The organism is Alteribacillus persepolensis (assembly GCF_900099605.1).
In the GTDB taxonomy this organism is placed as follows: Bacteria; Bacillota; Bacilli; order Bacillales; family Marinococcaceae; genus Alteribacillus; species Alteribacillus persepolensis.
Window position 1 is genome coordinate 1 of record NZ_FNDK01000037.1, and the last position, 20,438, is coordinate 20,438.

Annotated in this window: 17 protein-coding genes, 2 tRNA genes and 1 pseudogene; 3 read left to right on the forward strand and 17 right to left on the reverse strand. The window is 39.5% G+C overall.

All coding sequences use genetic code 11. The annotated features are described in order from the left end of the window. Positions 1-4: 4 nt before the first annotated feature. The 5 genes from BLT18_RS16770 to BLT18_RS16790 form a co-directional block, all read right to left on the reverse strand. Positions 5-94, reverse strand: a tRNA-Leu gene (locus tag BLT18_RS16770). Positions 95-212: 118 nt separating this feature from the next. After that, positions 213-287 (reverse strand) — tRNA-Gln (locus BLT18_RS16775). A 641-nt stretch (positions 288-928) separates the two neighbouring features. Continuing rightward, positions 929-2,116, reverse strand: coding sequence for an acetyl-CoA C-acetyltransferase (locus BLT18_RS16780; protein WP_091276645.1), 1,188 nt, complete (start codon positions 2,114-2,116; stop codon positions 929-931). Continuing rightward, positions 2,113-2,775: a 3-oxoacid CoA-transferase subunit B gene (locus BLT18_RS16785; RefSeq protein WP_091276647.1), complete on the reverse strand. Its 663-nt coding sequence runs from the start codon at positions 2,773-2,775 to the stop codon at positions 2,113-2,115. Before BLT18_RS16785 ends, BLT18_RS16780 begins: the two co-directional genes overlap by 4 nt. Before the next feature lie 25 nt (positions 2,776-2,800). Beyond that, positions 2,801-3,496 carry a CoA transferase subunit A gene (locus BLT18_RS16790; RefSeq protein ID WP_091276650.1) on the reverse strand — a complete coding sequence of 232 codons (696 nt, stop codon included), beginning with the start codon at positions 3,494-3,496 and terminating at the stop codon, positions 2,801-2,803. A gap of 138 nt (positions 3,497-3,634) precedes the next feature. Here BLT18_RS16790 and BLT18_RS16795 point away from each other — a divergent pair, with 138 nt between their 5' ends. Next, the gene (locus BLT18_RS16795) at positions 3,635-4,519 is read left to right on the forward strand and encodes a LysR family transcriptional regulator (protein WP_091276653.1); all 885 of its coding nucleotides are present in this window, start codon (positions 3,635-3,637) and stop codon (positions 4,517-4,519) included. A 208-nt stretch (positions 4,520-4,727) separates the two neighbouring features. Here BLT18_RS16795 and BLT18_RS16800 read toward each other — a convergent pair whose 3' ends face one another. The 12 genes from BLT18_RS16800 to BLT18_RS16855 all read right to left on the reverse strand — a co-directional run bounded on the left by BLT18_RS16800 (position 4,728) and on the right by BLT18_RS16855 (position 19,149). Next, positions 4,728-6,212 carry an alpha/beta hydrolase gene (locus BLT18_RS16800; protein WP_245705311.1) on the reverse strand — a complete coding sequence of 495 codons (1,485 nt, stop codon included), beginning with the start codon at positions 6,210-6,212 and terminating at the stop codon, positions 4,728-4,730. A 97-nt stretch (positions 6,213-6,309) separates the two neighbouring features. Then, entirely contained in the window at positions 6,310-6,612 is a 303-nt protein-coding gene (locus BLT18_RS16805) for an AtuA-related protein (RefSeq protein WP_091276656.1), read from the reverse strand. Beyond that, positions 6,609-7,949: an acyclic terpene utilization AtuA family protein gene (locus BLT18_RS16810; RefSeq protein ID WP_091276659.1), complete on the reverse strand. Its 1,341-nt coding sequence runs from the start codon at positions 7,947-7,949 to the stop codon at positions 6,609-6,611. The genes BLT18_RS16805 and BLT18_RS16810 overlap by 4 nt, the downstream gene beginning before the upstream one ends. Positions 7,950-7,976: 27 nt before the next feature. Then, on the reverse strand, positions 7,977-9,293 hold the full coding sequence (locus BLT18_RS16815) for a CitMHS family transporter (RefSeq protein ID WP_091276662.1): 1,317 nt from the start codon (positions 9,291-9,293) through the stop codon (positions 7,977-7,979). Positions 9,294-9,502: 209 nt separating this feature from the next. Then, positions 9,503-10,876, reverse strand: coding sequence for a sigma-54 interaction domain-containing protein (locus BLT18_RS16820; protein ID WP_245705312.1), 1,374 nt, complete (start codon positions 10,874-10,876; stop codon positions 9,503-9,505). A 422-nt stretch (positions 10,877-11,298) separates the two neighbouring features. Beyond that, positions 11,299-12,132: a sugar phosphate isomerase/epimerase family protein gene (locus BLT18_RS16825; RefSeq protein ID WP_175487579.1), complete on the reverse strand. Its 834-nt coding sequence runs from the start codon at positions 12,130-12,132 to the stop codon at positions 11,299-11,301. A gap of 135 nt (positions 12,133-12,267) precedes the next feature. Next, positions 12,268-13,314 (reverse strand): zinc-dependent alcohol dehydrogenase, encoded by a 1,047-nt coding sequence (locus BLT18_RS16830; RefSeq protein WP_091276668.1) that lies wholly within the window; start codon positions 13,312-13,314, stop codon positions 12,268-12,270. Positions 13,315-13,329: 15 nt separating this feature from the next. After that, the gene (locus BLT18_RS16835; protein ID WP_091276670.1) at positions 13,330-14,115 is read right to left on the reverse strand and encodes a glucose 1-dehydrogenase; all 786 of its coding nucleotides are present in this window, start codon (positions 14,113-14,115) and stop codon (positions 13,330-13,332) included. Between the two features lie 18 nt (positions 14,116-14,133). Then, positions 14,134-15,561, reverse strand: coding sequence for an MFS transporter (locus BLT18_RS16840; RefSeq protein WP_091276672.1), 1,428 nt, complete (start codon positions 15,559-15,561; stop codon positions 14,134-14,136). A 91-nt stretch (positions 15,562-15,652) separates the two neighbouring features. Continuing rightward, entirely contained in the window at positions 15,653-17,113 is a 1,461-nt protein-coding gene (locus BLT18_RS16845) for an aldehyde dehydrogenase family protein (protein WP_091276675.1), read from the reverse strand. A gap of 132 nt (positions 17,114-17,245) precedes the next feature. Next, positions 17,246-18,301 carry a transketolase family protein gene (locus BLT18_RS16850; RefSeq protein WP_091276678.1) on the reverse strand — a complete coding sequence of 352 codons (1,056 nt, stop codon included), beginning with the start codon at positions 18,299-18,301 and terminating at the stop codon, positions 17,246-17,248. Positions 18,302-18,303: 2 nt separating this feature from the next. Continuing rightward, the gene (locus BLT18_RS16855) at positions 18,304-19,149 is read right to left on the reverse strand and encodes a transketolase (protein ID WP_175487580.1); all 846 of its coding nucleotides are present in this window, start codon (positions 19,147-19,149) and stop codon (positions 18,304-18,306) included. A gap of 173 nt (positions 19,150-19,322) precedes the next feature. Between BLT18_RS16855 and BLT18_RS16860 the strand changes: the two genes are divergently transcribed. Both BLT18_RS16860 and BLT18_RS16865 read left to right on the forward strand, forming a co-directional pair. Next, entirely contained in the window at positions 19,323-20,120 is a 798-nt protein-coding gene (locus BLT18_RS16860; protein ID WP_091276684.1) for a hypothetical protein, read from the forward strand. Positions 20,121-20,238: 118 nt separating this feature from the next. Further along, positions 20,239-20,438, forward strand: a pseudogene (locus BLT18_RS16865) (IS21 family transposase); the annotation flags it as partial.

The window sequence follows — 20,438 nt, forward strand, 5'->3', positions numbered from 1 at the left end:
AAAATGGTGCCGAGGGCCGGACTTGAACCGGCACGGTTGTACACCAACCGCAGGATTTTAAGTCCTGTGTGTCTGCCAATTCCACCACCCCGGCAATTTCATTTAGATATTCACGTCACTCCTGAACCCATGCTGGAGCGAAAAACGAGATTCAAACTTCCAGCCCCACCTTGGCAAGGCGGCGTTCTACCACTGAACTGCTTCCGCGTATGTGGCTGGGCTAGCTGGATTCGAACCAGCGCATCACGGAATCAAAATCCGTTGCCTTACCACTTGGCTATAGCCCAATAACGTATTTAGGACAAGCAATGGGGAGGGTTCCTATGCATGCCGGATTTGCAATCCAGTGCATTCACCCTTCATTATAATCTCCATATGTACTGGCAAGAGGGATCAACTTGCTGAAATCAAAGGAAATGGACTTACAACCTGCCGCGTTTAGCTGACTTCGTTTCCCTTGCAATAGGTGTTCACTTTTCATTGCGGCCCATAATATCACAACTCTGTCGCTTCTCTCATCCATTCATGAAGAGTTGTTTGAACTTTATGGAAAAGGTCAAAGATTATCGTTACCCCTTCTCTTCAAAAGCACGAACATTAGTGTATCATCCTAAAAAAGAAACGTCAACAACTTACAGATACTTTCGATAAAATATGTGCATGGTCCGCTCAAACATCTCGCTGAGCATTATGTACCTAACTCTTAGAAACATTGGATCGTGTAGAAGCTAAAAACAAAAATCATTGTAAAATGCAGCGGATCATACGCTGTGGTGTTCATTCTAGTTGTTCAAGTCATAAGAATGTAAAAAAAGAACAAGCACCCATCCTTGTTCTTTTTCATTCTATACTTTTTTATAAAGCCTATATCTCCTTTTATCATGACTGTGTATCTAACCGCAGAACTGATAATCATACGCCGCTGTCTTTATCCACGCTCTACAATCGTTGCGACGCCCTGGCCGCCGCCAATACAAAGAGTAGCAAGTCCTGTGGTACTCTCTCTGCGCTTCATTTCATGCAGCAATGTGACTAGTACACGGGTTCCGCTGGCTCCAATCGGATGTCCTAAAGCAATAGCACCACCGTTTACATTCAAACGGTCTTCAGGAATGTTCAGGTCACGCCCAACAGCGATTGATTGAGCAGCGAAGGCTTCATTTGCCTCGACCAGATCGATATCTTCCATTGCCATATCTGCTTTTTTTAATGCCCGCTCTGTCGCCGAAACAGGGCCAATTCCCATGATACTTGGCTTAATGGCTGCACTGGCATTCGTGCGAATACTTGCCAATGGGGTAATGTTCAGTTCTTTTGCCCGGCGCTCGCTCATTACGATGACAGCCGCTGCTCCGTCATTAATTCCAGAAGCATTGCCGGCTGTCACGCTTCCGTCTTTTTTAAAAGCAGGTTTTAACTTGCCCAACGTCTCCACAGACGCATTTTGCCTAACACCTTCATCTTGAGATACTTCGATTGGATCCTTTTTCCGCTGCGGGACGGAAACAGGAACTATCTCTTCTGCAAATGCTCCGTTTTTTTGGGCTTGCGCAGCCTTTTGATGACTCCGGACCGCGAATTCATCTTGCTGTTCTCTTGAGATATTATACTGATCATTAATATTTTCCGCTGTTATTCCCATGTGGTAGTCTTCTAGAGCACACATCAGTCCATCATGGATCATGCTGTCGATGAACTTTTGATCTCCCATGCCAAATCCAGTTCGTGCTCCTTTGACTAAATAAGGAGCTTGGCTCATGTTCTCCATTCCCCCAGCTACCACGACTTCTGCGTCTCCTGCTTGAATGGCCTGGCCTGCTAAATGAACAGCTTTTAATCCAGAACCGCACACTTTATTAAGGGTCATCGCAGGAGTCGATTCCAAAAGACCAGCACGCATCGCAGCATTCCGCGCTGGGTTTTGTCCAAGCCCTGCTTGAAGAACATTCCCCATAATCACTTCATCAACTTGGCCCGGTTCTACACCTGCCCGCTTCAGAGATGCATCAATCGCCGCAGCCCCTAGATCCACGGCAGATACATCTTTGAAAGCCCCTTGAAATGTGCCAATTGGCGTACGGACTGCACCTGCCAGAACTACTTTTTCACTCGTCAATTAGATCCCTCCTTTTGCAGGAGCGATTTATCTACTGTAAAATCGGCCTCCGTTTTTTCACGAACACTCTCAACATCGGATCCATCCAATATTTCTTTTAAGACCATGCCTTCATCTGTAAAGTCAAATACAGCCATATCTGTGATTAAACGGTCTACCACCTTGCTTCCCGTTAACGGCAGGTCGCAAGCAGATCGAACTTTAGAGTCACCTTGCTTATTGACATGAGTCATAATGATAACCAATTTGCGTGCCCCCTGGACAATATCCATGGCCCCTCCCATACCTTTGACCATTTTTCCTGGAATCATCCAGTTTGCAAGATCTCCTTGCTCTGACACTTCCATTCCTCCTAGAATGGCAAGGTCAACGTGTCCCCCGCGAATCATCGCAAAAGACTCCGCATTATCAATAAAGGACGCTCCCTTTTTCGCCGTCACTGTTTCTTTTCCAGCATTAATCAAATCCGCGTCCTCTTCACCAGCTTCTGGATAAGGCCCAATCCCTAACAAGCCGTTTTCCGAATGTAAAAAAACGTGTTTAGATGAAGGGATTCTGTCCGCAATCATCGTAGGCATTCCGATACCTAAATTTACATTCATTCCGTCTTCAATTTCTTGAGCAGCACGATCAATAATTTTCTCACGAGCATTAGCCACCCTTAATCCCTCCTAATAAATAGATTTATGCTTCCCGAACAGTTAACTTCTCAATTCGCTTCTCGTAAGTTTCCCCTTTTAACAAATCCTGTACGTATATGCTTGGTGTGTGAATATAATTAGGATCTAAATCACCAACCTCAACTACCTCTTCTACTTCTGCAATGGTGTATTTTCCAGCTGCTGCCACGAGCGGGTTAAAGTTACGAGCTGTGCGACGGTAAATGAGGTTCCCGTAAGTGTCGCCTTTCCATGCTTTCACCAGGGCCACATCACCAACGATGGCCTCTTCTAAAAGACATGTCTTTCCATTAAATTCTTTATATTCTTTGCCTTCTGCAATCGGTGTTCCTACACCAGTCGGTGTGTAAAATCCAGGAATACCAGCGCCTCCAGCTCGAATGCGTTCAGCCAGTGTGCCCTGAGGAACGAGTTCTACTTCCAGCTCCCCGTTTAAATATTGGGATTCTAGTGTTTTGTTTTCTCCTACATACGAAGCGATCATTTTCTTGATCTGGCGGTTCTGAAGCAGCAGACCTAACCCCCAGTCATCCACACCGCAATTATTGCTGACAATCGTAAGGTCTTTTGTTCCTTGTTCCGCTAACGCCATAATGGCGTTTTCTGGAATTCCAGAAAGACCAAATCCCCCTGCAATGACCGTGTCACCGTCCTTAATTTTGCGAACACTTTCTTTAAAAGACGTTGCGAGTTTCGTCATTTGAGCACCTCTTTTATGATTAATGTAACTGTTTGAAAATTTAAACCTCTTCTTACATTCACTTTACTAAAAGCGTTTTCATAAGTAAAATAGATAAAAATTATATATTTATTCTTAAAAGGAATAGGATGAATTGACTTGGACTTCAAACAATTACACTTCTTTCTTGAAGTAAATAAAGAAAAAAGTATCTCAAAAGCAAGTAATAAACTTCATATTTCTCAGCCAGCTCTCAGCAAATCCATTCTCCACCTCGAAGAAGAACTGGGCATTCGCTTATTTGACCGTTCGACACGTCATTTACAGATAACAGAAGAAGGAAAAATGATGCTCTCTCATGCCCAGCAGTTGATGCGAGGCATGGAGGATATGAAAAAAGCAGCCGAGGATATTAAATCAAGAAAGAAAGGCAGCTTTAAGTTTGGGCTGCCGCCTGTGATTGGTTCGAATGTATTCCCTGATGTCATCGCTGGGTTTCGAAAACAATACCCCGAGACAAACATGCACATCATAGAAGAAGGGGCAAAAATTATGGAAAAGTCTCTGTTAGAAGGTAATATTGACGTGGGAGTAGCTATCCTGCCGGTGGACACTGAGTTATTTGAAGTTCGACCTCTTATTAATAAGAATCTTTTACTCGTTGTTTCATCAGATCATCCCTTAGCTGTACGAAAACATGTTCAAATGAGCGAATTGCGTGATGAAGCTTTCCTTATGTTTCAAAAAGGCTTTTCTTTATACGACCGAGTACGAGAAGGTTGTATTCAAGCAGGATTTGAACCTGACATTACGCACGAAAGCACCCAGTGGGATTTTCTTGTGGAAATGGTAAAAAAGAATTTTGGTATCACGTTTTTGCCGGAAACCCTCTGTCAAAAGATAGAACTGTCCGGAGTATCCACTTTGTCTGTGACAAATCCCACTATATCATGGAATTTAGCTATTATTTGGCGTAAAAACAGCTACCAATCTCATGCAGCAAAAGAATGGATTCACTACGTGGACAAGATGTTTACGATATAACTTCAGGAAACTAATAAACAAAACTTCACGATGGTTCCAACTGTGTTCTCTTTACTTATAGGTTTTACCAAAATAAAACAAAGGAGCCATCCCAACAGCCCCTTTGTTTTGGATAAAAGACTTCTATTTCTTTAATGACTACATAAACAGCCTTTTTCTTTTTAATGTGAGACTGAATGGTCTGTAAGAGCATATGCCTTATACTCGCTTAATACGGTTGCGTTTCTTCTCTTGTTTTTATGTCAATAACCTTTGTTCCATCTTTTGGAGTGTTTATCACACGACCTTCTGGCGCACTGATATCTTTTTCTACCCAGTCGATCAAAAGGTCAAAGCTTTGATGAACATATGGAAGCAGTGGCTGCCTTTGATTATCAGGATCGTAGTCGCTTCTAACTAGTGAATCCAAGTGTGCCCCTTTTTTAATGGTATACATACGGTGCATTTGCCCTTTTTCATGTTTTTCGATCAGCTTTTGATACGGTGTTGCGTGCACAGAAGGGAAAAGAATCGTATCCCATGTTCCGAATACAGTAATCATTGGCGCATTAATGTCACCAGTATTTTCAATTTCTTCAACATTTTGCTTCACTTCATCCGGTCGCTTTAGGAAGTCATAGTTTTTAAATATATAATCATTTGACCTATCCCTTAAACCAAACTGGTCATAATTTGTATAGTCTTTCCATTCAATCGTTTTTTTAGCACGCGGGTCAAGTTCATCACGGTATCTGTTTAATGTGTTAAACCATTTATGCTGGTCCTGAGTCACCCAATAGTGTTCTGTACCTTTCGGGACACCTACATCATAAAGAGCTTGAATGGCTTTTTCTTGCTTTTTCCCTTCTCCGTATAGTGCTTCCTGAGCGTTATTAACAACTTCTGTATAAGAAGTAATTAAATTAGGCTCGTTTGCCCGCCACAATACACCTTCCCAATCAATTCCTCCATCAAAAATGGCGGGTTCACCCGTTTTATCTTCCCCATCGTTTTCTAAAGCATATCGTACAACATACCCGCCATTAGAGACACCAACAGCATAAGTAGGAATCAGATGATCGTCACTAACTAGTTTACTAGCAGGATTTTGTTCATCTTGAGGATCAATTAAGCCATCTTTATAATTCTCAACAAGGTATTGTTGCGTGGCTTTCGTTAACTGTCTAAAACGCATACTCCATTCACTAATCGTATTTTCTTCGGGGACTAAACCGTCATCACCTGGAAATATTCCTTTATCCGTAGAAGCGTAAGCATATCCTTTTTCTAATACGAAATCGCTAAACAAAATGTCATTTCCTGTTTCAGAACCATAACCCCCCGGAGCAGATACTACTAGTTTACCGTTCCAATCGTCTGGAACGCGAATCACAAAATGTGCATCCCCAAACGTTCCATTTACTTGAGTCCCCGTAATAGCTGCAGGTTGGTAGATTTGATGCCATCCTGTTTGATTTTCTTCACTTCCCCAGTTTGTAGGGACCAACCCATTGTTTAATCCCCCAGCAGCCTCTAATTGGGCAGGGTTTTTTGTAGTAAGCCAGCTTCCATCTTCTCCATCAAAATATTTAATCGTAATATTATCCGCTCCTAGTACACTAACGTTTTCAGCTGATTGTTCCTGTGCCAATGCTCCGTGAAAGGGGACCAACAAGCTAAACACTACTGCAACAATAAGCGTTTTATATGTCATCATCCATCTCCCTTTACATTTTATTTTTCATCCAATAACAAACTTCTTTTTGACCTTCTAGAAGAACGTCCCTGGACTTTTTCATCTACAAACGAAATTAATGAATTTCCATTTCTAGTAACGCACTGCTTAACGTTTTTCCATGCGTATCCATAGCAAGTGAAGTAGTAACTCCACCAAGTAAACTTTGGTAACAGACAAAATTCAATGCTTTAATGTTAGGCAGCTCATAACGCACAACTTCCCCATTAACAATATCTTTCAAATGATTTTTTACTGCTGCTGCGGTGACACTACGACATAATTTGTCGTAATCTTTTTCTTCATAAGGAATGAGGGATAGATTCACTATGTCTCCCTTGTCCCCTGCGCGGCTATGAGCAATCTCGAATAATTTCAATTTATACTGCTCCTCTCTTCATTGTTTGTGTAACCGTCCACATAGACCTTTGATGTTACTTGCTCTCTATTTATTAGAGTAGATAAAACACCAATTGATTCCGTGACTTTCTTTCGAACTCCCCCGCCAGCCGCTGGCCCATTTAAATAGAGGGCTTCTACCTCTTCTCCTACTAACGCGGCGATTTCCTCCGATTGATGATAACCTGCGGCTCGAAGCCTTACTTCATATGGAGTTGTTCCATTAAAATGTGTTCGGTGGACAGATGATAACCCAATAAAATCAGTTCGTAAGTCTGGGAATTCAGCGAATAGACGCTTTCTCACAATCTCTTCTGCAATTTCTGCACGAGCTAGTGCATTCGTACCTGCATAAGAAATTTCTCCTTCTCCTAGAAAGCCTGCATGGTAACCAATGGAGACTTTCAACATTTCTGGCCTTTCTTTGCCACTTCCATTTGACACTTCCACTTGGTTTTTACCAACTTCTTGTAACTGGACAGTAGAGAAATCCGCGATAACATCAGGTGTCATATAATTAGCAGGATCATGAACCTCATAGAGCAACTGCTCTTTCACAGTCCTTACATCAATGAGTCCACCTGTTCCTTCTACCTTAGAAATAACAGATCGTCCATCAGCGCCTATCTCAGCATAAGGAAACCCAATATTCACAAGGTCAGGTACTTCTTTTCTGCAGGCATCTGCAAAGTATCCGCCACTCACTTGACTAGAGCATTCTAGCAAATGTCCTGTTATTATGCCTTGACCTAGGTTGTTATAATCATCTACCGACCAACCAAAATGGTGTATTTGCGGGGCCAAAAATAGAGAAGGATCAGCTACTCTTCCCGTGATAATAATGTTTGCCTCCGTTTCAAGAGCCGGTATGATTGCTTCTACTCCTAGATAGGCATTTGCTGAAATAAATAAACCATAGTCAGACACGGAACAATTCGTTTCCAAAGAGATATCGTTTCTATCGATTTGTTCCAAAACATCGTCCCCTGTAACCGCTGCCACTTTACAGGAAAGATTTAATTCTCGTGCAATATCAAGTGTTTTTTTGGCTGCCGCTACCGGGTTGGCAGCTCCCATATTAGTAATTAAGCGAACATTTTTTTCTAACAATAAAGGCAGTAACCTTCTTAACCTTTTTTCTAGCAGAGGATCATATCCTTTATTCTCATCATGTAGCTTGCGCTGTTGAGCCAGTGCGATTGTACGTTCTGCTAAACATTCCAATACAAGATAATCTAAATTAGCGTTTTGTAATAAGACCTCCGCTGGTTCTATACGATCACCAGAAAATCCAGCACCCGTTCCAATCCTTAACATCTCTTAACCCTCTTTCTTATTGTTTATTTATAAAAGTCCCATGAACAAAGCGACAGTAGACATAACAGCTGTGATTGCAAACCCCAGTGGGATCGCCTTTTTCTGAAGATCTCCTAAATCTACACCTGCTAATCCAATCAATAAAAAGGTAGCACCGGTTAACGGACTTACTGGAAAACCAACTGTCATCTGTCCTAGAAGAGCTGCTCGTCCCATCGTTTCCGGAGCAACTCCAAATGTTTCTGCAGTTGTACTCAATACAGGTAATACACCAAAATAAAAGGAATCGGGATCGAATAATAGGCTTAGCGGCATCGATAGATAAGCAACCAGTATTGGTAAAGCCTCACCCCAGCCACTTGGAATAATAGCAGCTGATGTATTGGCCATCGATTCAATCATTCCTGTTCCTGTAAGTATGCCTGTGAATATGCCAGCTGAGAATATGACAGAAGAGGTGTAGATGGCACCACGGGCATGCGCCTCAATCCTTTCCTGTTGCATGGCTACGTTACGATAATTAATCATTAATGCAAGTGGAACACCAATGACAAATGGAATAGCCAAAGGAATAACCCCCATCACTAACACAACAATTACTGCAATGGTGAGCAAAAGATTAAAAATAAACATTTTCGGACGTTTATAGCTTTCCTTATCTGGCTCTTTTTCCTGTTCGGATACATGACTTGTCTCTTCTGCATTCACACTTGCTGCTACCTCCGTAATGCCGACACGCTTACGTTCTTGTCTGCCTAGCCAATAGGCTGCAATCAACACGCATGTCAAACCAGTAACCTGCACGGGAATAAGAGGAGAGTATAACTCAATTACATCTAAGTCTAGAGCTGCTGAAGCTCGCAGTATCGGCCCTCCCCATGGCACCATATTCATTGTTCCAGCACTTAACGCAGCAATCACTGCTAACGTCAATGGACTCATCCTTAAGGCTTTATACACAGGCAGCAGTGCTGAAATCGTAATAAGGAAAGTACTAGAGCCTGACCCATCCAGGTGGGATACCATCGCAATAATGGCTGTCCCGACTGCAATCTTGACAGGGTCACCCCCAGCATATTTAATAACACCATTGATTAAAGGATCAAATAACCCTGCATCAAACATAATTCCGAAGAAAAGAATAGCAAAAGTGATCATAATACCTGTCATGGCAATACTGGATATCCCTGTACCCATATACTCACCAAGTTCCCCCATGCCAAAGCCAGCGATCAGAGCAATGAGTATTGGTACTACGACTAAAGCAAAATGTACAGAGGTTTTCTTCGTTAGTACGAGGTACAACAAAATGGCGATAATTAAATAACCATAAAAAGCCAGCATAATCTTCCCCCTTTTTAATGAAATAACTTTATACTCACATACAGATGCAACAACCATGCCAAACAAAAAAAGCCTTACAACAAGGCTTTTTCATAATGGCATTCCAAAAACTTGGAATTTGGTCATTACCTCAATGTGTGGAACACCCTTTTTGTAAGCGTTAACAACATGTTCTAAAAAATTAAAATAACATTCCAGCTTTTTAGAATTTATTGGTCGAGTTTGTTATAAAGGGTAGACAAAGAAATGCCCAGTTGCCGCGCTGCTTGCTTTTTACCTTCCAATGTCTCTCCATAGTATTCTATCGTTTTTTTAATAATTTCTTGTTCCGTTTCTTTTACCATTTCTTTTAAGGTTTGACCATGCGAAATACCCGCTTTAAAGCTATTCCTATAAATAACATCCGGTAGGTGTTTCGATTCAATATATTCTGTTTCTGCCATGCTGAGCGCATAATGAATGACATTAAATAATTCGCGGGTATTACCGGGCCAATCATATTGGATAAGAATGCGATGTGTCTCTTCTGTGAAGCGAATGGGTTTTGTAGATTTTGATTGATCCGTTAAATATTTAATAAGAGAAAGAATATCTTGTTTTCTCTCACGTAACGGAGTAATACAAATTGGAATCCCATTTAAACGGTAATACAAGTCTTCTCTGAAGCGTTTCTTCTCTACCAATTTCCCTAGATCCTTATTCGTTGCCGAGATCACCTGAACATCTACTTCTTTTTCTTTCATACCTCCAACTTTACGAATCCTTCCTTCTTGTAATACGCGAAGCAGCTTAGCCTGAAGTTCCATCGGCAAGTCACCTATTTCATCAAGAAAGAGAGTACCATAATTGGCCAGCTCAAAAAGACCAATTTTTCCTCCTCTTTTAGAACCAGTAAATGAACCCTCCTCATAACCAAACAATTCACTTTCAAGCAATTCGGCCGGAATGGCTGCACAATTAACAGGTACAAAGGGTAATTCTGCTCGGACACTCTCATTATGTATCGCATGGGCAAATAACTCTTTTCCCGTACCACTCTCCCCTTGAATGAGGATATTCAAATCAGCACGCGCCGCTTTTTTAGCTAGCCCCACTGTATCTTCTAACCCGCCATGACTTCCGATAATATCGTAAAACGTATACTTAGCTTGATACATACGGCCAACTGTATTCTCGAGTTTAGCAAGTCTCTCCTTGCTTTTTTCAAGTTCTGTTGAGAGAAAATGAACTTCATTCAAACTTTTACAGACAGATACAGCTCCAACAATTTTTCCATATTTATATACTGGAGCTGTGTCAATGACGTATTCTGTTTCTCCTTCTCTACGGTAGACTCCGGACCTGCGCTTCCCATCTCTTAACGCTTTTGGTAAAATAGCACCTTTTCGTACTTCTTTTAATGGTTTTCCAAGAATCATCTCCTTTTTTACCCCTGTAATACGTGTATACTCAGTATTAATAAACCGAACAATACCTTGTGCATCTATCACGAGAATCCCGTCATTAATAGAGTCCATTGCTTCTTCAAGCCAGTAAATATACTCATTTGGCATAGTGCTGCTGGTATTGAAGCTTTCAACCACTCAGCTCTCACCCCCCCATATAATTTTCTGACTATTTTATCATACTATCATGTCATGAACGATTATGTAACTTTTGACAACAAAGAACGTTCATTGAGAGCGTAGTTATCAGGAAGAATCCAGTAATAATGCATAAAGTAAGAGTACCAATCACAAACGATTAGTACCCTTGTTTCTGCATACTTCGCATACACTTTGAACAAACCAGTTTTATCAAGTTATCTTTCTTTAAGAAGATTGCAAAACAATCCAAAATTCAAATACCAACAGAGAATATTTAAGATATCATACGTAGAAACAAATGTGGTATTCCTTGATATTGACAGAACCTACTATCTTGATATAACTTTATTTTCTGTTTCATTACTTAATGGACATTAGATAAAACTTATAAATCAGACTACTTTTTGTTTCCGACTTCATCAACTAAACCATGTTTTTAACTTATCCAAAGACTCTTCCGCATACATAGACATAATTCTTTCCGTTTCCTCCCCCTTTTCAGCATTAAAAGGGTGAGGGCCGGGCGCTAAACATTCAAACACGACGTTTTTATCAAAACCAATTTTCTTCATAGCATGTACTATCTTTTGAAAGTTAATATGTCCTCTTCCTACACCCCGACGGTTACTATCAGCAAAATGAACCACTTCCACCCAATCCTTTAATTTTAAAAAGGCCTCCTCCATATCCACTTCTTCAATATTCATATGGTATGTGTCTAATAAGGCTTTCACATTGGGATGATTCACTTCCTTGACAACATGTAAGACGTCATCAGAATTATTAACAATGCAACTCTCATATCTATTAATAGGCTCAATCACTAATGTTATATCATGTTCTTTTGCCATATCCGTCAGCTTGGCAACTGATTCAATAGCCCATTTCAAGTCCTCGGATTTGTTGCCCCCCATAGTATGAAATTTCCCTACAGCTGAAGGAACCACCACTAAATAGTTGCCTTCTACAACTTTTACACATTCCACTTGTCTTTTAAAGTAATCAACTGCCTTCTGCCTATTTACTATATTTTTGTTCGCCAAATCTTTTTCTTCTTCTGGCCAGCCACTATCACATAAAAGTCCATTAATATTTAAAGAGTTTTCTCGCGCCAAATGATTAATTTCTTGCCAATTGTAATCGTCTACCTTGGCTTGCAAGTCAATATGTTTATATCCTTTAGCAGATACTATATTAAAAACTTTTTCAATTGGTGTGTTTCCAAATGTCCAACTACAAATTGAATATCTCATAGGATCTACCTCCATTTATAAACTGTCCAGCATATATTCTTCACTCCCGAGCGAAGATAATGATAGAAGCCATATTTCCTTTGTGTAAAAATACAGCTCCTAAACTTAATAGCATCCTCTAGAGCAGTCTTTCATTCACTCGTTGCATTTAATTAGTACTTTTGGATACTTGCCGCTCATATGTGCTTCAAATGCTTCGACACCATGTTCTAAAGGGAATATTTTCTGTGTAAATGGCTTTAAGTTGAGATTTGGTAACATTTGTGTTGCTCGAGGAAAGGCATAAGGTGCAACAAAAATTCCGGATATCGTTAGTTCCTGTATATAACATTTTTTATATAAGTTTAGTGGCATTTCATAGTCTTGCGGGAACATTGCTATATACAAAACCGTCGCTCCTTTAGCTGCAATATCAGCAGCTGTATTCGCCGCTTTCGGAGAACCAGACGCCTCGATAACAACATCAAATCCTTTCCCTTCTGTTATTTGTTCTGATGTCTTTTCTACGTCTTCTGCAACGGGATTAATAACGTGGTCTGCCCCAAATTCTTTTGCAAGGCTGCGTCTATTTTCAATCGGTTCAATTAGCGTCAAGGATGTGGCACCGAATTTTTTTAGCATTTGCAATGTTAACAAACCTATGGGTCCTCCCCCTGAAACGGCAACACGCTGTCCAACTTTCATGTTAGCTTTGTCAACAGTACGAACAGCAATGGATACAGGTTCAAGAAGACATGCCTCCTTCAGTGATACATGATCAGGGACCTTCCAAACCTGTGATTCATGCCAAACAATGTATTCAGACATACCAGGTCGATTGTAATCATGCAAACTTTCACAAAACTGCTCTTGTCCATTAAGACAGTAATAACAACTACCGCAAAATTTCAAAAAGTTTCCGGCTACACGATCACCAACTTTAAGTCCTTTTTTTACTGCTTTAGAACCTAACTCTACAATCGTTCCAGATACTTCATGCCCCAGCCCAAAGGGGGGGTCCCATCCAAAAATACCTTCTACTAAATGCGGATCAGAACCGCATATGGAACAATAAGCGACTTTAATTTTAACATCTTCTTCTCCAACTTCTTGTTGTGGTAAATCAATGATTCCTACCTGTCCTTTTGTTTCTTCATTTGAATCTTTTAAACTTCCAACTTTTACTGCTGCAATGGTTTTCATATTTTTCCTCCTTTTTTAAATTGTTGTAGAGAATCCTCCATCTACGTTTACTGTCCAGCCATTAATATAGTTTGAGGCGTTGCTTGCTAGAAACACTGCTGTTCCCATTAGATCATGCGCTTCACCCCAACGTCCTGCTGGAATTCGATCTACAATTTTGTTGTAGTATTTTTCATCTTCAAGGAGAGCCTTTGTCATATCAGTCTCTAAGAATCCTGGAGCAATAGCATTGGTTTGGATATTATATTTTCCTACTTCATTGGCAAAAACTTTCGTCAATCCAACAATAGCGTGCTTGCTTGTGGTATAAGGAGGACAATTCTTATCCGAAGCAAATGCTAAAGCTGAAGCAACATTTATAATCTTTCCCCCATTCTGCTTCATCATTTCTTTTGCTACTCGGTGACTGAGATAATAAACAGAGTTTAAGTTAATATCCATCACTTTTTGCCAATTCGAATCTTGGTAATCAAAAAAGTTATCAAAGATACCTGCTCCTGCATTATTGACCAAAATATCAATTCGTCCATATTCCTTTATACAACTACGAACTACATTCTCAATATAGGATTTATCCGTTAAATCCCCTTGTAAGAAAGCGACTCTTTGACCTGTTTCTTCTATAAGTTCCTTGATTTCAGATGTTTCGTCTGTCAGATGAGGAATGAATAAATCTGCTCCTGCTTTAGCAAATGCGACAGCATATCCCATTCCTAAACCTTGATTAGCACCCGTTACGATAGCTACTTTCCCTTTTAACGAAAACTCACTTAACGAAAATTCACTCAATTCAATTCCCATTGCTTGTCCTCCAGTCACTTAGTGTGTTTGATGGCGTGCCGCTAATTCACGCATTATTCTTTCAACCTTGTCTTCGGTCAGGTTGTAGAAGGCCATAAAGATAATCAACGTTACAAGACAAATGAACGCTGGCAGTATAGATGCGATAAACACGATACCACCTAATGCTTCAGCAGTCTGAGTAGCATTTGGCACATATCCAACCATTGCTAAAATCCATGTTGGTATTACACCGCCAACTGTTAATGCTACTTTGATACCTAGTCCAATCGTGGTGTAGACAACAGCTGGATATCGTTTTCCCGTGTTATATTCTGCATACTCTACTGCATCAGGAATGATTGACCATAATATTCCCATCAAAATTCCATAACCTACTGAGGCCATGCCCTTGGCAATCATCATTAGAGTAATTGCTGTAACGGGAATAAAATATATTGCGGCAGATCCTATAGCAGCTATAATTAACCCAAGTGCTACTGTATTCTTTTTCTTAATCTTTTTTACCAGCATTGGTACAAATGGAACCGCAAGTACGGAAGGAAGTACATTCATTAACGAGAACAACCCAACAAGGTCCGATCTGTCCGCGTTATATGTTATATAGTAAATACCAGAGGCGGACCCCACTGTATTGAAACCATATACCCCTACAAAAAGAAGAAACAAAATGATGCTTGGACGATTAGTAGTCAATTGTATAATAACGTCTTTTATTTTCACTGGATCCAAATGAGAGGTCGATTTAATTCTTTCTTTCAATGTGGTATAACTGTAAATTAAAATTAAAGCAGTAATGACAGAAAGCAGGATTACTGTTGTTTGATACCCGGAAGCTATATCGTCTTTTCCAAAAAACTCCGTGAGATAAGGGATGAAAAGAGCAACAATAACCCCTCCACTTTGTGCAAATGTCATTCGGACGGAATTCAATTTTGTTCTTTCTTGAGGATCAGCTGTCATAACAGTTGTCAGAGATATATATGGTTGAATAATAAACGTATATAGCATGTTAAGTAGATTATAGGTGAGATATGCCCAAATTAATTTACCTGCATCTCCAAATTCGGGTACCGTAAATGCTAGTACTGCCACAACTGCGTAAGGAATCGCTCCCCATAAGATATAAGGCTTGTATTTTCCCTTTTTTGGATTTAAGCGTTCAGTCACTGCCCCCATCATTGGATCGTTAATTGCATCCCAAAATCTTGAAAGAAGAAACATTAGTGAAACTTGTGCAGCAGGCAAGCCATACACATCGGTATAGTAAAAAGTTATAAACATTAGCACAGACTGAAATACAAGATTCATTGCAAGATCGACCATGGAATAACCAAAGATCTCTTTTCTTTCAAGCTTATAAAAACCTGGTTGCGGCCCAGTTTTTACGTATTTTTCTTCCGATTGCACGACATCGGCAGCACTTACGTTTGCTTTATCTTCCATTGTTACCCTCCCGTAATTATTCACAGATTTTTTAAAAGGGTAAACCTTCATAAATTTAGTAACAACATTTCAATTTTTAATACCTGATTTATTAAAACGGAAACATACGTTCCTTGTTTTGAATAGAGACCCATTTCATTGATGTGAATTCATCCACAACCCATGGATTTCCAAAGCGGCCAACTCCACTTTCTTTGTTTCCTCCAAATGGGATGTTTGGTGCATCGTTTACGGTTTGATCATTAATGTGCGTCATTCCTGCGTCTATCTTAAGTGCCAGCATTGCTCCTTTATCTAAGTCACTGGTGAAAATCGCAGAGCTTAAACCTCCCCTAGAGTCATTTGCCATATCAATCGCTTCTTGATCAGAATCTGCTTTAATAAGCAATCCGATTGGTGCAAACAGCTCTGATTGGGCAACTTCATCCCTGTTTTTCACATTTTTAAAGACAGACGGGCTTAGCACTCTGCCTTTGAGCTTACCTTCCAACAATGGCTCTGCCCCATTCTCCTTTACTTTTTCCATGAAACTTACAGCTTTATCTGCTTGCTGCTGATTGATTAGCGGTCCAATAACAGTATGTGGATCATTAGGATCACCGACTCGAAGAGCTCTGACTTTCTCGGTGAATTTCTTCGCAAACTCTTCGTACTTGTCTCTATGAATGATGAGACGATTGATACTCATACAGATTTGTCCTTGATGAACAAACTTTCCAAACACCGCTGCATTGACTGCTTGATTAACATCTGCGTCAGATAAAACAACAAATGGGCTGTTGCCTCCCAGTTCAAGTGCGGTACGCTTTAAATTTCGTCCAGCAATTTCACCAATATGCTTCCCAACAGCTGTAGAACCTGTGAAGCTAATTAATTGTGCATGAGGGTTCGTAATCATTCCATCTCCAATTTCCGGAATATCAGTAAGGAGCATATTAAATACACCTTTTGGAAGACCCGCGTGTTCAAATGCTTTTGCGAGGATGACTCCTCCAATTAGCCCTACTTGAATATCTGGTTTATGAACAACACTATTTCCTAAAGCGATTGCCGGAATGATGGTTCTCATCGATAGATTCATAGGAAAATTGAAAGGAGAAATAGATGAAATTACTCCAAGAGGTAAACGGTACACTTTATTCACTTTGTCTTCAATAGAAGAAGGTATTTCCTTTATTTCACCAAGTTGATCGGCATAGTTCAGTGCTTCTTCCATGACTTCTAACGTAAGACCGAGTTCAACGTTTCCTTTTAAAATCGTACCACCCGATTCTTTCACAATCGTTTGAACGACTTCCTCTTTATTACTCTTCAAGTAATCCGCTGCTTTTCGAATAACTTCTTTTCTTTCTTCCGCAGAAGATTTTGCCCACCCTGTTTGAGCCTTATTGGCTGCATGAAAGGCTTCTTCTAGCTGCTCTTTTGCTGCTAACTTAAAAGTAACGATAGTGGAATCATCATAAGGATTTTTATTTTTATACGTTTGTACACTAGTCCCTTCTATCCATTCTCCATTAATAAAACTTTTATTGTATTCTTCAAAATGTTCCATTTTCCCGCACTCCTTTACATAAATCTAGCAATGTAAATAATCTGAGAGGAATGGATGCAGCTACTTTCAATACATTTCCATCCCTCGCGTATTTGTAAGCGTTATCAAAAAAGTGTTATGAAATGAAACATTTTAATTTTTCCATGCCTCTTCCCAACCTCCACCTTGGGTAACTATTTGCGGCTCCATCACAATTTCCGCTTGAGGATTACTCTTTCCTTCAAGAAAAGCAATGGCCGTTTGAGCAATTTGACTTGGTTCCAAACCAAATAATTGAGCTAAATATGGTTCATTGGCAGCTTTTCCAAACTTATCTTGAATTCCTATTTTGTAAAATGGTAAACTGATTTGATTTTCCAATAACACTTCACCAACAGCACTTCCTAATCCACCTATTACGTTATGATTGTCTAAAGTAATAAGGGCTTTACTTCTAGATGCCATTTCCATTATTCCCTCAGAATCAATTGGTTTTATCGATGGGACATGCAAGATATTCGTACTAATTCCTTGCTTTTCCAAAAGAGAGGCAGCTTCTAAAGCGCGACTAGTCATTATACCTGAAGATACAATACACAAGTCTGATCCTTCCTGTATCCAATAACTTTCTCCTATCTCTAATTGATATTTACTTGAATCAAAGAGATAGTGCTGTTTCCCTCTCCTCATTCGCAAATAAACCGGTCCTTCATGAAGGTAAGCAGCTTCTACGGCTTGTTCGGTCTCAGTGGAATCCCCAAGATCAATTACTGTCATGTTGGGAGTGCTTCTCATCATTGAAATATCGTCAATTGCCATGTGTGAAGGTCCCCCATCACTAGCAATACCTGGCATCATTCCAACCATTTTCACGTTTTTCTTTGCATAAGCTATTGCATTAACTATTTGATCCATTGCTCTTCTCGTTATAAAGCATCCAAATGTGTGTGCAAAAGGAACCTCTCCTGCTTGAGCCATACCTGACGCTACACCAATCATATTCTGCTCTGCTACTCCAAGATCAAAGGCACGTTCAGGAAACTTATCCCTAAATGCATCAACTTCGAGTAAATAAGTCATATCAGCAGTCAAACAAACAACGTCATGATATTTCTCACCCAAAGATTTAATTGCCTCAGTATAAACTTTTTTCTTTTCTATTATTTCGCTTCCGCCATTGTATACAACTGCATCAAAAACCTTTTTCATGTTTATCTTCCTCCCAACTCACTTATTGCTTTTACGTGATTTTCTTCTGACCATTTCACATAATGAGCATCCTCACGATCATGTAAAAATGATATTCCATTACCCATTATTGTGTTTGAAATAATTACTGTTGGTTTATTATTTTCAGGGATTGTTTCTAGCGCATTCATAACTTCCGAAAGGTTATTACCGTTTATTTCCTTTACATTCCAACCAAATATCTTCCATTTGTCTACTATTGGATCTATGCTTGTTATTTGATTAATTTTTCCTTCAACTTGCATACCGTTATTATCTATAATAAGAATTAAATTATCTAATCCGTGGTGAGAAGCTACCATTGCCGCTTCCCATACTTGTCCTTCCTGCATTTCCCCGTCACTCATGTAGACGTATGTTTTCCAGGAATGATTTCTCAACTTCGCTGATAAAGCGTGACCAATCCCCCTGGAAAGCCCTTGCCCCAGAGAACCACCACCAATTTCTAATCCTGGAGTAGTTTCAGATCCAATCATTTCCAAGGGGGATCCATCAGCACTATAGTAGTCTAGAAGCTGTTTATCTATCATACCTAACTGAGCCATAGCTGCATAAATGGAAATAGCATAATGGCCAGTTGATAAAAGAAATCGATCCCGTACAGGATTATTAAAGTTTTCAGGATCTAATCGTAATTTTCTAAAGAACAACGCAGCAATCATTTCTGCTGAACATAAGCCCTGACCAATATATCCTCCTCCCGCTGCTCTGCCCATCTCAAACACAGACTTTTTTAATGCAATAACCAAATCCTCTAAGGGAACAGATTCTAATGAATTTTTAGTTGTTGAAGTTTTTTCAGTGCTCATTTTTTGCCTCCTTCTCATTTTCTTTAAACAAAGTGTACTAAATCACTTGTACATAAAGGGGTGATTTCATTAGTAAATGGTGTGTTTTTGTAATATTCTTTATTTAAAGTAAATTTGAAATACTTTTAAATTACATCTATAATTTTTCCTATAAAAACTATGGAGATTTAGAGGTGTTTACTTTGGCTTTAAAACTCATTATTTATACGGACAACACTATAAGTGATATGATTACTACCTACTCTGCAGATTTTTGCAAAGTCGTGTACATTTCTAAATCATATGATGAATGTGTAGAGAAAGCTGTTGAATGGCAAGCCGATGTTATTGTTTTTCAGTTATCAAATCCTATTTACAAAACACAGAATTTCTTTGTCGATTTAGCAGAAACAAAACTTTCTCCCGTACTTTTAGCCTTTACCGTTGTGTCACATAATGAAATTATTTATTCCATCACTTCTCATCATGATTCTTGTTTAATTGACAAATTAGCTAATTACTTTACAAATGCACTACGAAATACTTATGATTGTCATTTCAACTATATCGGCAAGGAAAAAGATGTCGATAATATTATGACCACAAGGATTAAAAAACTAGAGAAAACGGAATACTTAAATGATATTTTACGAGGGGTGACTCAAGAGGAATTTTTTTATTATAAGAGGAAGGGCTGCCTAAACTTGCGTGATTCCGGTTACTATTTGTATTTATACAATATCATGGACATTGAATACATGGATCATGACTTAAATAAGAACATTTATTATTTAGTAGGTGAAAAATTAATAGATGAGTGTAAAGGGGTCCTAGATATTTATAATGGCGGAGAAGTATTTTATATAAATCCAACACTACTGTGTATCATTATTAATGACATCCCTTGTAAAAGCCAGGCTCTTTACCAACAATCTATAATGGAACTTGTAAAAAAACTAAATAATATTGTTTATGGCATTCTAAAAATGTAGGTTTTGGCACTTAATTTATGTAGGTCTATTAGACGCAAAAAAAGCCACTTGCCAACACCCCAAGATAACTTTAAACTCCTCGTTGGACCAACAACGTTCAGCAGGAGGTTATTAGGAGATGTTAGCAGTGGCACAGATTGATTATATCAGACATGAGGTAAACCAAAAAGGTGAAAGTTACGCCGATGTTTCTAGGAGAGTCGAGGTTGACCCTCGAACGGTTAAAAAATACGCAAATCAAGAAGAGTTTCGTGAAAGGAAACCTCAAAAGCGTTATTCACCAGTCATGGGTCCTGTAAAACCGATCATTGATAAATG

Bases quoted from the DNA above. Each gene is read 5' to 3' on its own strand.
- BLT18_RS16790 (WP_091276650.1), bottom strand. From the start codon at position 3,496: ATGACGAAACTCGCAACGTCTTTTAAAGAAAGTGTTCGCAAAATTAAG.
- BLT18_RS16800 (WP_245705311.1), bottom strand. From the start codon at position 6,212: ATGACATATAAAACGCTTATTGTTGCAGTAGTGTTTAGCTTGTTGGTC.
- BLT18_RS16810 (WP_091276659.1), bottom strand. From the start codon at position 7,949: ATGTTAAGGATTGGAACGGGTGCTGGATTTTCTGGTGATCGTATAGAA.
- BLT18_RS16815 (WP_091276662.1), bottom strand. From the start codon at position 9,293: ATGCTGGCTTTTTATGGTTATTTAATTATCGCCATTTTGTTGTACCTC.
- BLT18_RS16825 (WP_175487579.1), bottom strand. From the start codon at position 12,132: ATGAGATATTCAATTTGTAGTTGGACATTTGGAAACACACCAATTGAA.
- BLT18_RS16830 (WP_091276668.1), bottom strand. From the start codon at position 13,314: ATGAAAACCATTGCAGCAGTAAAAGTTGGAAGTTTAAAAGATTCAAAT.
- BLT18_RS16835 (WP_091276670.1), bottom strand. From the start codon at position 14,115: ATGGGAATTGAATTGAGTGAATTTTCGTTAAGTGAGTTTTCGTTAAAA.
- BLT18_RS16840 (WP_091276672.1), bottom strand. From the start codon at position 15,561: ATGGAAGATAAAGCAAACGTAAGTGCTGCCGATGTCGTGCAATCGGAA.
- BLT18_RS16845 (WP_091276675.1), bottom strand. From the start codon at position 17,113: ATGGAACATTTTGAAGAATACAATAAAAGTTTTATTAATGGAGAATGG.
- BLT18_RS16850 (WP_091276678.1), bottom strand. From the start codon at position 18,301: ATGAAAAAGGTTTTTGATGCAGTTGTATACAATGGCGGAAGCGAAATA.
- BLT18_RS16855 (WP_175487580.1), bottom strand. From the start codon at position 19,149: ATGAGCACTGAAAAAACTTCAACAACTAAAAATTCATTAGAATCTGTT.